Source organism: Pseudomonas sp. HY13-MNA-CIBAN-0226 (genome assembly GCF_040310305.1).
In the GTDB taxonomy this organism is placed as follows: Bacteria; Pseudomonadota; Gammaproteobacteria; order Pseudomonadales; family Pseudomonadaceae; genus Aquipseudomonas; species Aquipseudomonas gregormendelii.
In genome coordinates this window covers 100,933-113,873 of the sequence record NZ_JBEOPS010000016.1, presented here as the reverse complement: position 1 = coordinate 113,873, position 12,941 = coordinate 100,933, and the positions used below count along the sequence as shown (strand labels likewise).

Genomic DNA, 12,941 nt, shown 5'->3' with positions numbered 1-12,941 from the left:
CGCGGCGCATGAGATCAATGGACCGACATACGCGCATGCCATCGTTACCACTAGCGATCTGGTCGAATTGCTTCGTTAGTGCCCTGAGAGGTCAACCTGATGAACGATAAAAACCTGACTCACGCCACCGGCGCCCCGGTTGTCGATAACCTCAATATCCAGACTGCCGGGCCACGCGGGCCTGCGCTGTTGCAGGATATTTGGCTGCTGGAAAAGCTGGCACATTTCGACCGGGAAGTTATTCCGGAGCGGCGCATGCATGCCAAGGGTGCCGGTGCCTACGGAACCTTCACCGTCACCGCCGATATCAGCCATTTCAGCAAAGCCAGTCTATTTGCCGAGGTCGGCAAGCAGACGCCGGCATTTGTGCGTTTTTCCACGGTGGCGGGGGAGCGCGGCGCGGCCGATGCGGAGCGAGACATTCGCGGCTTTGCGGTAAAGCTGTATACCGACGAAGGTAACTGGGACATCGTTGGCAACAACACCCCGGTGTTCTTCTTCCGCGATCCGCTAAGGTTTCCCGACCTGAACCATGTGGTCAAGCGCGACCCCCGCACCGGGCTACGCTCGCCAACCAACAACTGGGATTTTTGGACACTGCTGCCCGAAGCGCTGCATCAGGTAACAATCGTCATGAGCGATCGCGGCATACCCGCCAGTTATCGGCACATGCATGGTTTCGGCAGCCACACCTTCAGCCTGATCAATGCCCACAATGAGCGTGTATGGACCAAGTTTCACTTCGTCAGCCAGCAGACCATCACCAATCTCAGTGACGGTGAGGCGTCGGATGTCGTTGGCAGTGATCGCGAGAGTCACTTGCGCGATCTCTATGAATGCATTGAGAGCGGCGAATTTCCACGCTGGAAACTGTGCATACAAACCATGACAGAGGAACAGGCTCGTACCCATCGTCACAACCCCTTTGACTTGACCAAAGTGTGGCCACATGGCGAATTTCCACTTCAGGAGGTAGGAGTACTGGAGCTAAACCGGAACCCTGAAAACCATTTTGCCGAGGTTGAACAAGCGGCATTTTCGCCCGCTAACGTTGTGCCTGGCGTGAGTTTTTCGCCAGACAAAATGCTTCAGGCTCGCCTGTTTTCATATGGTGATGCGCAGCGCTACAGGCTGGGCGTGAACTTCAATCATATCCCGGTCAACGCGCCACGGTGTCCATTCCACAGTTACCACCGCGATGGTGCCATGCGCACTGACGGCAACCTCGGTTCAACGCTGTCCTATTTTCCCAATAGTTTTGGCGAGTGGCAGGATCACCGGCAACTCCACGAGCCGGCACTGTCGCTAGATGGCGACGCGGCCCATTGGGATCAGAGTGTGGTCGAAGATCATTACGAGCAGCCCGGTAATCTCTTTCGACTCATGACGCCGCTTCAGCAGCACCTGTTGTTTCAGAATACGGCACGGGCTATGGGTGACGCTCCGGTGATGATCAAGCATCGGCATATCGTCAATTGCTCGAAGGCCGATCCTGCTTACGGTGATGGAGTGGCGCAAGCACTTGGTCTGAGTCTTGTAGCGCAAGAACTGGAAAATGCGAAGTAAGTCCAAGGGCGTGCGGCCAACTTGAAGGAACAAGCCCTGCAGGCCACCCATTTCTATAATACGCGATTGGGAGAAAAATCATGGGCAGTACTGATTCGAACAAGAAAGCACTGGTGGTCGTTGATATCCAGAACGATTATTTTCCAGGTGGCAGATGGGCTCTTTCGCACGTCGAGGACGCGGCAGCCCAGGCGGCGCGAGTGATTGATCGGTTTCGTGAGCGCGGCGATTTGGTGGTGCATATTCGTCACGAATTCAAGGACGAAAATGCGCCTTTTTTCCGCCCCGGCAGTGAGGGGGCGCAGATACACGAAAGCGCAAAAAATCGCGAAGACGAGCCCGTGGTGCTTAAGCACTTCATCAATTCGTTCCGTGAGACCGAACTGAAAGCCATACTCGATCAGCACGGGGTCAACGAAGTGGTGGTCGTCGGTAATATGAGCCACATGTGCGTGGACGGCATGACCCGCGCAGCGATCGACTTCGGCTACACCACCACCGTACTGCACGACGCCTGTGCCACGCTCGATCTTGAGTTTAACGGGGTCAAGGTGCCCGCCGCGCACGTGCATGCCGCGTTCATGGCTGCACTGAGTTTCGGTTACGCGCCGGTCATTTCCACCAGCGAATACCTGAGCCGTTGATCCACTGCACCGGGCAGGCGGATGGGCGGCCATGGTCTTCCATCCGCCTGCCGTTTTCGTCGTCTATGCTGAGCACCTGGACTGATCTGGCACGGAGGCTGCCTTCCACTGTTTCGGGACCGGTGAGGTGCGGCGGTGCAACTGATCTGCTCGGAATTCGACGAATTCGAAGAGGCGTTGTACGGGGTGCAAGGTCGCTACGTGCTGCGCACTCGGCAACAACGCAACTGGCAACTCAACGTGGTCGATTTGAACGGCGTGGCACTGATGAGCGGGCGCGAAGGCGCGGGTACGGTTTACACAGGCATTGGGCTGCCCGGTTACTTCAACATCTTCCTGCCGCTGACGGGGCATGAGACCACCTTGGTCGACGGCCATCCGTTCAATCGCCGACGCATCGGCTGGATGGTGCCCAATGCCATGTTCCACATCAACGCGAAAAGCCCGGCCAGTTGGCTGACGGTGGCGATGTCCTGCGAGTTGGTGCTGCGCTGGGCCTCGGTGCGCGAAGATGAATTCGACTTTTGCGTACTGCATCGCAACCTGGTCAGCAATGCCCAGCGCAATCTCGGTCCGTTGCTGTGGCTGGCGCGGCGTCTGTTCCAGATCGAGGCCCAGTCACCCGAGGTTCTGCACACCGAGGGGGCAGAGGAGGCCGCGCGTCGGGAGGTGATGGATGTAGTGTTTCGCATGCTGCTGCCAGTGGACCCACTGCACGCCGCCCCACGGCACCATCGCGATCACAAGGATATCCTCAAGCGTGCGCTGGAGTTACTGGATACGCTGGAGACCCAGTCGGTTTATACCGAAGACATCTGTCAGGCGACCTGCGCCTCGGAACGTACTGTGCGCAATGTCTTCAACGAGTACCTGGGCATGAGCCCGCACCGATATCTGATGATTCGCCGCTTGCACGGGATTCGCGACGCCATCCGTCACGCTGGCCCCGAGGATACGATCACCAGTATCTGTGCGCGCTTTGGCGTCTGGGATTTTGGCCGGTTCGCCAGTTTGTACCGCCAGTACTTTGGATTGCTGCCGGCGCAATCGCTTAAAAACGCGAAGGCGTTGACCTCTGCATAGACGCCGGCGCTCACCGCAGCGTTCGCATCAGGGTTGTGCTGGGGTACTCACCGAACAGCCTGTTGTAGTCGGACGCCATGCGGCCACTGTCGGTAAAGCCGAATCGTAGAGCTATCTGACCAACAGATCCGGTATCCGGACCGGCGATCGACAGCGCTACTCGAACCAGGTGCAGGCGTCGAATGTGCAGGTAGCGATTAGGCCCGACACCGAACATCTCCTTGAAAATCGAGCGCAATGTGCGCTCGCTCACACCCGCATCGCGGCACAGCTGTGACAAACCGATCGGTCGCTCCTCATAACGTTGAAGTAGCTCCATCACCTTGGCGATGTTGCTTTGGCGCGTCAGTTGCTGCCAGCCGCCCCCTGCGGTCGGCGGCGTGGGATTGCAACTCGGGAGCGTGGCCAGGGGCTTTTCCATTTCAACCTGCTATCAAGCTCGGTCAGATTGATAAAGACTCTCGCGATCTCAATGGCGGCACTACGTAAAACAGGCAAATAGCACAAATTTTCGATGGAATCGTAAGACTCTGAAAACGACCTGCAACCTTTCAAATTGCCGAATTTACGTAGTTCATATCTGATCGATTTGCGCATGCTATGAGCGTATCGGGCTATGGGCATACGCACTTGATCGTCCACGCAGTGAGGCTTCAGTCATCGCAACAGTTCGAGGAAATCATGACAAAACAAAAAATCGACATCGATGAAGCCCGGCGCGCGCTCCTCATGGGCGGCGCAGTGCTGGCGATCGGAGCCTGGATGCCGGGCTTGAGCCTGGCGGCCTCGCAATCCGCTACACCTGCATCCACCCAGAAAACCTCCAAAGGAGTGCGTAAAACCATGAGTATTTTCACCACCCAAGAAGGCGTAGATATCTATTACAAGGATTGGGGCACAGGCCCGGTTGTGGTCTTCAGCCATGGCTGGCAGCTCGACGCGGACAGTTGGGAATCGCAGATGTTTCACCTTGCCTCCAACGGCTGTCGCTGCATCGCCCACGACCGGCGTGGTCATGGCCGCTCCAGCCAACCCTGGGACGGCAATGACATGGATCACTATGCGGATGATCTTGCGCAGTTGCTCGACCACCTGGATGTGAAGGACGCGACCCTGTTCGGTTTCTCCACGGGCGGAGGCGAGGTGGCGAGGTACATCGGTCGTCATGGCACCAAGCGCGTGAAGAAGGCCGGGCTCATTTCCGCCGTGCCGCCCCTGATGATCAAAACCGAAGCCAATCCCGGCGGTTTGCCCATCAAAGTATTCGATGACATTCGCGAAGCCTTCCTGGCCAACAGATCGCAGTTGTTCATCGACATCCCGAGCGGACCATTCTTTGGCTACAACCGCCCTGGTGCGAAGCCATCGCAAGGCGTCATCAATGCTTGGTGGATGCAAGGCATGTTGGGTGGCCACAAAAATACGTATGACAGCATCAAGGCATTTTCGGAAACCGATTTCACCCAGGATCTGAAGAAGTTCGATGTGCCAACACTGATCATCCATGGAGATGACGATCAAATCGTGCCCATCGATGCAGCTGGCCGCGCATCGGCCAAACTGATCAAGAACAGCACATTAATCGTCTACGAAGGCGCACCTCATGGCATTACGGACACCCACAAAGAGCGCCTGAATGCCGACCTCCTGGCATTTGTGAAATCCTGAGAAGCACATATCTGGCGCCGCATAGTTGGGTATGACACCTTTCGGCATGCTGCATACAGCCGGCCGGAAACTACGTTAGAGTGTTGATCAATGTCTACTCTCAAGCACCCTCCATTCGATTCGCGTAGTCGCGCCAAGCGGTTGCAGCGAACGAACCGGGCCAAAAAATCGTATATCAATCGTTGTTTGAAGAATGAATCGTCCGCTGTTTGTTTCTCTGGATGGGCCCAAGGGAGCCGGAAAAACCACATTGTTGGAGGCCGTTACGAAAGTACTGAGGGCAGACAACAAAATGGTGATCCGGCTTTGCGAAAAAAAAAGCGATCCCTACAGGGGTGAAACAATGGCCCTCGTGAACAAACTCGTCAGGCATCCCTCCCGGGATCTGGAATTGGAAGTTTGTGAGCGCCTGGCTGATAGCCGTAACTGGATTTCCCGGCATGTGCTGGCTAAACAGCCACCAGGCAGCATCGTCCTGATCGATCGCTGGTACCCGTCTGATGCCGCGTTTCGCCGGATAGTCCCGTTTGCGGAAATTCTCCAGTTGAACATTGATCGAAACGTACAAGTGCCAGACCTGCACGTCGGAGTTGTCACCACCCCTGAAATTTCATGGGCGAGGGCCGCGGCACGCCGGCGTGGGCTGAGCAGTACCGTGATCCACAAGCTGGAAGAACAGGTCGCTTGTACCCAGGCGTTCGAGCGAGCGGTTGCAGATCACGGCTGGGTGTTATGCCGTAATGAAGGAACGATCGAAGACGCAACGATGCAGGTGGTTTCCGAGATCCATAAAGTCCTTCGATGCCCGTAGGCGAAGTTCACCGGGCTGGTTTGTGTTCATGAGAATGTGAGACCTGGTCAACAGTGCTGTTCTGGACGGTTTTCTTGATTGATCATCGAGAGGCTTTGCGGAGTTGCTCGATTATCTTGCGTGCGCGGTTTGCTCCCACGTCCACATGGATGTCGACCATCGGCTTGGGGCCGAACTCGAGCATGTTCCGGTACTGAGCTTCGATAACGACCTTATCCTCATCAAAGGTCATGGCTGTCTGTTCGACGACCTTCGCCATCACTTCTTTAGAATTGCTCTTCGGATTGGATGCGATCGTCCAGAAGTAGTGGCTGGTGGTTTGCGTTTCCGGGGTCACGCCGTGGAAACCGCGCATATGGAATCCTCCGCGCTTTGGGTCATCGAGCGACACTGTGTTTGCATCAGCCGCCCCTGTCCAAATGCGCAGATGCGTCACCTGGAACTCGATTTCCTGCCAACGATCCACTTGGCCGTGGAAAGGATAGGCTGCGGTGTAGGTGGGGGGCGGTACCGAATCCGGCAGGTGACGAGTCACCTTCACAGTGGCCTCATCACTTTCGACACGCATTTGCGCATTCATGTGGATTTTCGCATTGCCGCCGATAGTGCGCAGGTGCACGTAGCCCAGATGGCTCAGATCAAGGAGGTTGTCATGGATGAGCTGGTAGGGCGCGTCATAGTGGTAAACGTCCCCTTCGAAGAGATATTCGCCCTCGGTGTGGATGTCGTATGCCGGAGGCTCACTGGCGGGCTCCTGTTGATCAGTGCTACCAAACCAGATCCAGATGATCTGATCGCGTTCCTGGACGTGATAAGCAGGAACTTTTGCTTTGGCAGGAATTTTCGCCTGACCGGGCACTTCCAGGCATTGTCCTTTACCGTCGAACAGCAGTCCGTGATAGCCACAGCGCACGCCTTGCTCTTCCAGGCTACCGTGAGAGAGAGGCAGCGCTCGATGGCAGCAGCGATCCTCCAGGGCTGCCACCTGACCATCTGCTGTGCGGAACAGAACAACGGGATGACTGAGCAAGGTTCTGCCCACTGGCTTGTCCTTGAGCTCCCAGGAAAATCCTGCGACGTACCATTGGTTGAGTGGGAACTTGGGTAGCTCGGTCAGTGCTCCAACTTCATAGGCAAGGGACTGGGTTTGCGGCGTACTCATGGCGATCTCCGATTCTCAGGTTGTTCTTGTCAGGGGTCACAGATCCAGCACAAGGCGTGGACTGTTAGAGCGGGAACAGCAAGGTGTAAAGCTGTCGTTGCGAGCGTGTTCCAGAACGTTCATATACTGATCCCGATGGTCAGGTTCACCCGCCAGAACGCGAGTAATACAAGCGCCGCAGATGCCTTGCTCGCAGGAACTTTGAACCTCCACATCGTGCTCAAGCAGCACTTCAAGAACGGTCTTTTGCGCGGGAACTTCGAGTACACGACCCGAGCGGGACAGCTCGATTTCAAACGGCCGATCGCCTTCGAGAACCTGAGGTGGGGCGCTAAAGTCTTCCCGATTGATCTGTTGGTCACGCCATCCAGACGCCTTCGCGGTGGATTGAATGTGTGACATGAACCCAGATGGGCCGCAGACGTACAGCTGATCGCCAGCGACTGGATTCGCCAGGATCCGACCAGCATCCAGGCGTTGCTCAGCCGGGCCATTATCAACATGAATCCGGAGATGATCAGCGAAAGGCGCTTCATTCAGGATTCCCAGAAATGCCAATCGCTCAATGGATCGACCACAATAGTGAAGCTCAAAGAGCTTGCCCGCTGCGATTAAGGTGTGCGCCATAGCGAGAATCGGAGTGATGCCGATACCACCGGCGAACAAGACATAGCGCCTGCCTGAAAGGTCTAGATCGAAGAGATTTCGGGGCATGCCAATGGAGAGAACCGAACCCACTGAAATATGGGCATGCATGCTTCTGGATCCGCCACGAGACGCGGGCTCGTCAAGTACCGCAATGAAGTACCTGCCGCGTTCGTGGGGAGCGTTGCACAGCGAATACTGCCGAGTAATGCCTGGAGCCACATGTACGTCGACATGTGCCCCGGCAGAGAACGCCGGCAGTTCAGCACCGTTGGTAGCCAACAGTTCGAAGCTGCAGACACCAGCAGCTTCAGATATTTTACGAGATACATAAACTTCGAGCATGAGCGTAACCCCACCGCGGATGTGCAGTGTTTGAAGGCAAACGGATGTTGTGCCGGCGTTAGCGGCTAAATGCGTTAAGCGTGCAGATCAACAAGAGGGGGATCGGAGCAGGAAAGTCATTACACGGTACCTCTGAATTTTTTATTGTTTTGTCGCGCGCTTATGATGCACACGTGCAATCGTTGTGTGATTCTTATCCTAAGCATTTTGGTTGCGGTGTCAACTAATTATATCGACTGTCAGGAACCATTCGTCATGACCCAACCCTCTCCCCTGAATCTTGATCAATACGTTCCTGCATTGCTGACCTCGCTGACCAACAAGATGGCGAGCGGTGCTTCAGCTTGCTACCGCAAGCACTTCGGGATCGGAATCGTTGAGTGGCGGGTGCTGGCAATGCTTGCTGTAGAAGACAAAATAAGCGCAAACCGGGTGGTTCAGGTCATTGGGCTGGACAAAAGTGCCGTGAGCAGAGCGCTGAAGTTGTTAGAGCTCGAGGGTCATGTGTCTACGCAAGTCGATGTGGAGGACGCTCGCCGATACACCGTATCTCTGACACCGTCAGGTCGTAAGCTGCATGACCAAGTGCTGGTGACGGCCCTTGAGAGAGAGAGGCTGCTCCTGGCAAATCTTGAGAAAGCAGAAATTGAAACGCTAATTGGTTTCTTGCATCGCATGAGCGCTCAGCTGGATGCAGTGAATGCAGTTGAGCCAGATGTTCAGGGGTAGGCCGGAAAAGCGTGCCGCAGGCTAAAGCGGGTAGAAGACAACTTCCCTGAGGATTTGGCGCAAGGGGGTGTCACACGCGGCCATGGCCGATAACTGCGACCAAAACATTGTTCGAACTGATCCATTACCTGCAGATGCGCAAAATGATTCTGCTAGGTGGATGCGCCGCAAGGCCGGTTTTGCACCTTGCGGCTGTTTCGCCGTTTCATCGTGCGAACATGCGGTGTGACAAACTAGAACACCTTGATCGGTACATTGACGATAAGCCTGAATTCATCAAGATTGCCTTCCAGTTGATATTCACTGGCACGGTGCGAAGAGTAACTGGTGATCAGACTGATGTTCTTGAAAGTGCCCGATTGCACCGTGTAGCTGGCATTGGCCCCCACTTCATAGTGACTCTCACCGCGCTGCTTGAGTACCGAGTTGTAGATGCCGTTCGGGCCACCGTCGTAATGACTGCCGTCGATGCCCATGCCCTTGATGTACCAGAGCGTTGTCTTGAGACCAGGCAGACCATAGGCCACCCAATCATTGTTGTAGAACATCCCTATCGAGCGCTCATTGGGGCCGTTGAAAAAGGACATCATGGTGTTGGGCAGGCTGATGGCATTGGACTCGAAGGGATAATCGAAATATTCGTCGCCCTTGATCTGTTGAAGGCCAATTTTCAACGAGTGGTTGCGCCATTGGGGAGTGATACTTAGACCGTAGGCCTGCTGATCGATTGTGCCGCCAATTTCGCGACCACTCGACTGGGTATTGTAGGCGTCCAATTGCACATCGACGTTAACCGATCCCCAGTTGGTTTTCGTGCCCAGGCCCAAATACTCGCGATCCCAGATATCATCGAAGCGGGAGACATAGGCGCTGCTGCGCCAGCCAGCGCTCGACACATAGTCGGCCCCGGCGTAGGCGTTAAAGTCACTGGTGACCAGGGGCGAACCGTAAGTGGGACTCAAATCCTGGCTTCCGGCCCCGGTACGCGGCGAGCCCTTGTCGAAGTAGCCAGACTTGATCGTCAAACCTTCGACGTCATGACTTTCCAGAGACACACCATTGAACGTTGAAGGCAATGTACGGGTGTCGGTGTAAGACATCATCGGTGTCCTGACTTGCTGCCTGCCAACCTTGAGCAGTGTGTCGGCGACCTTGAACTTCAGCGCCGCAATGCCAAGTTTGCTCCAGTCATCGACTACATCGCCGTCCTTGTCGACCAACAATCGATTACTGCCGCCCGCCGCCGCTATGCGGCTGCGCTCCAGCGCCACTGCCGAGAAGGTCGAAAGATCCAGCCCGAACTTGACCGGCCCTTGAGTAAAGCCGGAGACGAAGTCGAGCCTGAAGCCTTCCAGCCAGGCCGTGCGGTCACGCAGTATGCGTACCCCGTCTGGTGTTTGCAGTTTGAAATAAGTGGCCTTGTGGCCGACCTCGTGTGAGTACCACTGACGGGTATTGAGCGTCAGTGAGCTGTCATCCAGAAAACCTTGTTCCTCGGCATGGACGTTGGAAGTAAGAACTGCGGCCGCCAGCGTGCCGACGGTGAATAATGCCAAGTTACCTGTGCGATACATAGACCATGCCTGTTGTTGTTTTTAGGGCAGATAAGAAGTAAGTCGCCTAGTCATCGTTTTGGAGTTTTTGCGCGGGCAGGGCGTGGCCCGACTTGCCCATCAGGCCGCAGAGGCCTGATGGTGGTCGTTCAGCTATTGGGTGCCGGTTTAGCGGCTCGAGCACTTTGAAGTCATCAACTATCGATGAAGATGCGGACCCAAGCCTGCGACCTCAGTGGAGATAATCCTTCACAAGTTTCAACCAGCAGTCGGAGCCGATACGAATCAACTCGTCATTGAAGTCGTAGTGGGGGTTATGCACGGAGCAGCCATGAAACTCGCCTTCGCCGTTGCCCAGGAAGAAGTAGCAGCCTGGAACCTCTGTCAACATCCACGCGAAGTCTTCTGTCGCCATGATCTTCGCCGCGTGCGGCAACAAGTGTCCGGGCTTGAATAGCGGCTCCAGGTAATGGCGAAGCATCTCCGTCTCCTCAGCCGTGTTGACCAGCGCCGGCGCCAGTTGCGTGGTTTCAAGTTCAATTTCGACGCCGAACATCTGTTCATGTCCTTGGGCGATCTCCGCCAGGCGCTGATTGATTTTGCCTTCGGTCTGCGCTGTGTCGGTACGCACGCTGATCAGCATCGATGCCGTGTCAGGAATGATGTTGTAGACGGTGCCGGCTTCGACCATGCCGATGCTGATCACGGCATGTTCATCGACGCGGAGATTGCGCGATTTCACTGTCTGGATCGCGTTGATCATACTGGCCAGAACCGGTATCGGATCTATGGCGCGCTCGGGCATTGCTCCATGACCGCCGCGACCTTTGATAAACACGCGCACGCATTCCGAAGAAGCCATGGTCGGGCCTGCCTGGATCACGGCAGTACCCACCGGTATTCCCGGCAAGTTGTGCAAGGCAAAAATTGCGTCACAAGGAAAACGGTTGAAAAGACCGTCATCCATCATGGCCTTGGCGCCGCCCAGGCCTTCCTCGTCAGGCTGGAAAATTAGGTTGAGCGTGCCATTGAAATCGGGCGTCTGAGCGATGTGCCACGCTGCGGCCAGCAGGGTAGCGGTATGGCCGTCGTGGCCGCAGGCGTGCATGCGTCCCTCGATTCTGCTTGCATGGGCGAAGCGGTTTTTCTCCTGCATCGGCAGGGCATCCATGTCGGCGCGCAGGCCCAAGCGGCGAGTGCCGCTGCCTCGACGCAGTACGCCGACCACGCCATGTCCACCGATACCGCGATGAACTTCGTAGCCCCAGTCTTCGAGCTTGCTGGCCACCAAATCGGCGGTCAGCGGGGTGTTTGCGCCCAATTCAGGGTTTTGGTGGATCTCCCGACGCAGCTGGATGAACGTCTCCAGGTCCAATTCGGCCAGGGTTTGGGTTCCGGTTTGGGTCAATGCATTCATCAGGTCACTCCCGACCAGGGTTTTCGGGGAACGCAGCCAGGCACGCCAAACTGATGGCACCGCCGACAAGTAAATACAGTGCTGGCGCCTGGGGGTTATCCAGGGCCGCCGTGAGCCAAGTGGCGATCAACGGGGAGAACCCGCCGAACAAGGTAACGCCGAAGCTGTAACTGACGGCAGTGCCGAGCGCGCGGCGATTTTTTGGAAAGGCTTCCATGATCAGGGCGAAGAAGGCACCCGAACCGATACAGCCGGGCAGCACCAGAAGCGCGATGACCAACATAGCCACCCACAAATTTGTGCTCAAGCCGAGCAGGTAGAAGGCTGGCCACGCCAGTAGCACGGGCAGGGTGATCGTCCAGGCCAGCAGTTTTTTGCGCAGGCCGTGTCGATCCGCAAAGCGCCCGGCCAAAGGTGTGATAACAGCCAGACAGGCACTTGCCACACAGGCGATAGCCAAGGCGCTACGTTGCGGGTAACCCAGGGTGACAGTCAGGTAGGCGGGCATATAGAAAATGAACAGGTAGATGCCGATGGTCGCGCTGGCCATCAGGCCAGTCGCCAGCAGGGTGTGACGCAGATCGATGTGGTCGCGCAACCGACCTTCGCGCTGGGTCGGGTGGGCTTCGTGTGTCTCCGGCAGGCAGCGACGGATGTACCAGCCCAGCGGCCCGATCAGTAGCCCCAGCACAAAGGGAATGCGCCAACCCCAGCTTTCGAGGTCCTCGACGCTCAACGTGTTGTTGAGCAGCAGACCCAGACCAGCCCCCACCATGGCCGCGTAACCCTGACTGGCCGCCTGCCAACTCACATTGCGACAGCGGTTGGCCGTAGCGCTGGATTCCATCAGATACACCGACGCGGTGCCTACTTCACCTCCTGCTGAAAAACCCTGGGTGAGGCGGCCCGCCACCAGCATCAGGGTGCCGAACAAGCCGATATCCTGATAAGAAGGCGCGAAGGCAATCATCGCCGTGCCGAAGGTCATCAAGCTGATCGTGAGGCTCAACGCGGCCTTGCGGCCACGGCGGTCGGCAAAGCGACCGATCACCAGAGCACCGACCGGGCGCATGAGGAACCCGACACCAAAGGTGGCCAACGACATCAGTAGCGATGCCACTGCCGACTGTGCGGGGAAGAAGTTCTTTGCGATCACCACAGCGAAGAAACTGTAGATCGTGAAGTCATACATTTCCAGGGCATTGCCTAGAGCGCAAGCGACTGTGGCTTTCCTGGAACCGATCACGGAGGGCGTCGCGGCGCAGCGGAGGGGAGGCGCTTGCAGAGTTGTCATCGATTTTTCCTGTGACAGTTTTGT

Annotated in this window: 12 protein-coding genes; 6 read left to right on the top strand and 6 right to left on the bottom strand. The window is 56.4% G+C overall.

Features of this window, described 5'->3' with window-relative positions:
• The first annotated feature begins 99 nt into the window (after positions 1 to 99).
• The 3 genes from AAEZ05_RS18500 to AAEZ05_RS18490 all read left to right on the top strand — a co-directional run bounded on the left by AAEZ05_RS18500 (position 100) and on the right by AAEZ05_RS18490 (position 3,293).
• A complete protein-coding gene (locus tag AAEZ05_RS18500) occupies positions 100 to 1,566 on the top strand; it encodes a catalase (protein ID WP_045058490.1) in 1,467 nt (488 codons plus the stop codon).
• Positions 1,567 to 1,646: 80 nt separating this feature from the next.
• Positions 1,647 to 2,210 carry a cysteine hydrolase family protein gene (locus tag AAEZ05_RS18495; RefSeq protein ID WP_045058489.1) on the top strand — a complete coding sequence of 188 codons (564 nt, stop codon included), beginning with the start codon at positions 1,647 to 1,649 and terminating at the stop codon, positions 2,208 to 2,210.
• Positions 2,211 to 2,345: 135 nt separating this feature from the next.
• Complete coding sequence (locus AAEZ05_RS18490; protein WP_045058488.1) at positions 2,346 to 3,293, top strand: helix-turn-helix domain-containing protein; 948 nt, start codon at positions 2,346 to 2,348, stop codon at positions 3,291 to 3,293.
• 10 nt (positions 3,294 to 3,303) lie between these two features.
• Here the strand turns inward: AAEZ05_RS18490 and AAEZ05_RS18485 are convergent, their stop codons facing one another.
• Complete coding sequence (locus tag AAEZ05_RS18485) at positions 3,304 to 3,714, bottom strand: helix-turn-helix transcriptional regulator (RefSeq protein WP_052672973.1); 411 nt, start codon at positions 3,712 to 3,714, stop codon at positions 3,304 to 3,306.
• Positions 3,715 to 4,136: 422 nt separating this feature from the next.
• Here AAEZ05_RS18485 and AAEZ05_RS18480 point away from each other — a divergent pair, with 422 nt between their 5' ends.
• Together AAEZ05_RS18480 and AAEZ05_RS18475 are read left to right on the top strand one after the other, a co-directional pair.
• The gene (locus AAEZ05_RS18480) at positions 4,137 to 4,961 is read left to right on the top strand and encodes an alpha/beta fold hydrolase (RefSeq protein WP_350648438.1); all 825 of its coding nucleotides are present in this window, start codon (positions 4,137 to 4,139) and stop codon (positions 4,959 to 4,961) included.
• A gap of 193 nt (positions 4,962 to 5,154) precedes the next feature.
• Complete coding sequence (locus AAEZ05_RS18475) at positions 5,155 to 5,772, top strand: dTMP kinase (RefSeq protein WP_045058487.1); 618 nt, start codon at positions 5,155 to 5,157, stop codon at positions 5,770 to 5,772.
• Positions 5,773 to 5,854: 82 nt separating this feature from the next.
• Here AAEZ05_RS18475 and AAEZ05_RS18470 read toward each other — a convergent pair whose 3' ends face one another.
• Together AAEZ05_RS18470 and AAEZ05_RS18465 are read right to left on the bottom strand one after the other, a co-directional pair.
• Positions 5,855 to 6,934 carry a Rieske 2Fe-2S domain-containing protein gene (locus AAEZ05_RS18470; RefSeq protein ID WP_045058486.1) on the bottom strand — a complete coding sequence of 360 codons (1,080 nt, stop codon included), beginning with the start codon at positions 6,932 to 6,934 and terminating at the stop codon, positions 5,855 to 5,857.
• A gap of 36 nt (positions 6,935 to 6,970) precedes the next feature.
• A complete protein-coding gene (locus tag AAEZ05_RS18465) occupies positions 6,971 to 7,924 on the bottom strand; it encodes a PDR/VanB family oxidoreductase (protein ID WP_350648384.1) in 954 nt (317 codons plus the stop codon).
• 255 nt (positions 7,925 to 8,179) lie between these two features.
• Here AAEZ05_RS18465 and AAEZ05_RS18460 point away from each other — a divergent pair, with 255 nt between their 5' ends.
• Positions 8,180 to 8,653, top strand: a complete 474-nt coding sequence (locus tag AAEZ05_RS18460) for a MarR family winged helix-turn-helix transcriptional regulator (RefSeq protein ID WP_045058483.1) — start codon at positions 8,180 to 8,182, stop codon at positions 8,651 to 8,653.
• 233 nt (positions 8,654 to 8,886) lie between these two features.
• On the opposite strand, the gene AAEZ05_RS18455 is transcribed toward AAEZ05_RS18460, so the two are convergent.
• From AAEZ05_RS18455 to AAEZ05_RS18445, 3 genes are all read right to left on the bottom strand, one after another.
• Entirely contained in the window at positions 8,887 to 10,227 is a 1,341-nt protein-coding gene (locus tag AAEZ05_RS18455) for an OprD family outer membrane porin (protein ID WP_045058482.1), read from the bottom strand.
• A 211-nt stretch (positions 10,228 to 10,438) separates the two neighbouring features.
• Positions 10,439 to 11,623: a M20 aminoacylase family protein gene (locus AAEZ05_RS18450; protein WP_045058481.1), complete on the bottom strand. Its 1,185-nt coding sequence runs from the start codon at positions 11,621 to 11,623 to the stop codon at positions 10,439 to 10,441.
• A 4-nt stretch (positions 11,624 to 11,627) separates the two neighbouring features.
• Positions 11,628 to 12,917, bottom strand: a complete 1,290-nt coding sequence (locus AAEZ05_RS18445) for an MFS transporter (protein ID WP_045058480.1) — start codon at positions 12,915 to 12,917, stop codon at positions 11,628 to 11,630.
• Between the last annotated feature and the right edge of the window lie 24 nt (positions 12,918 to 12,941).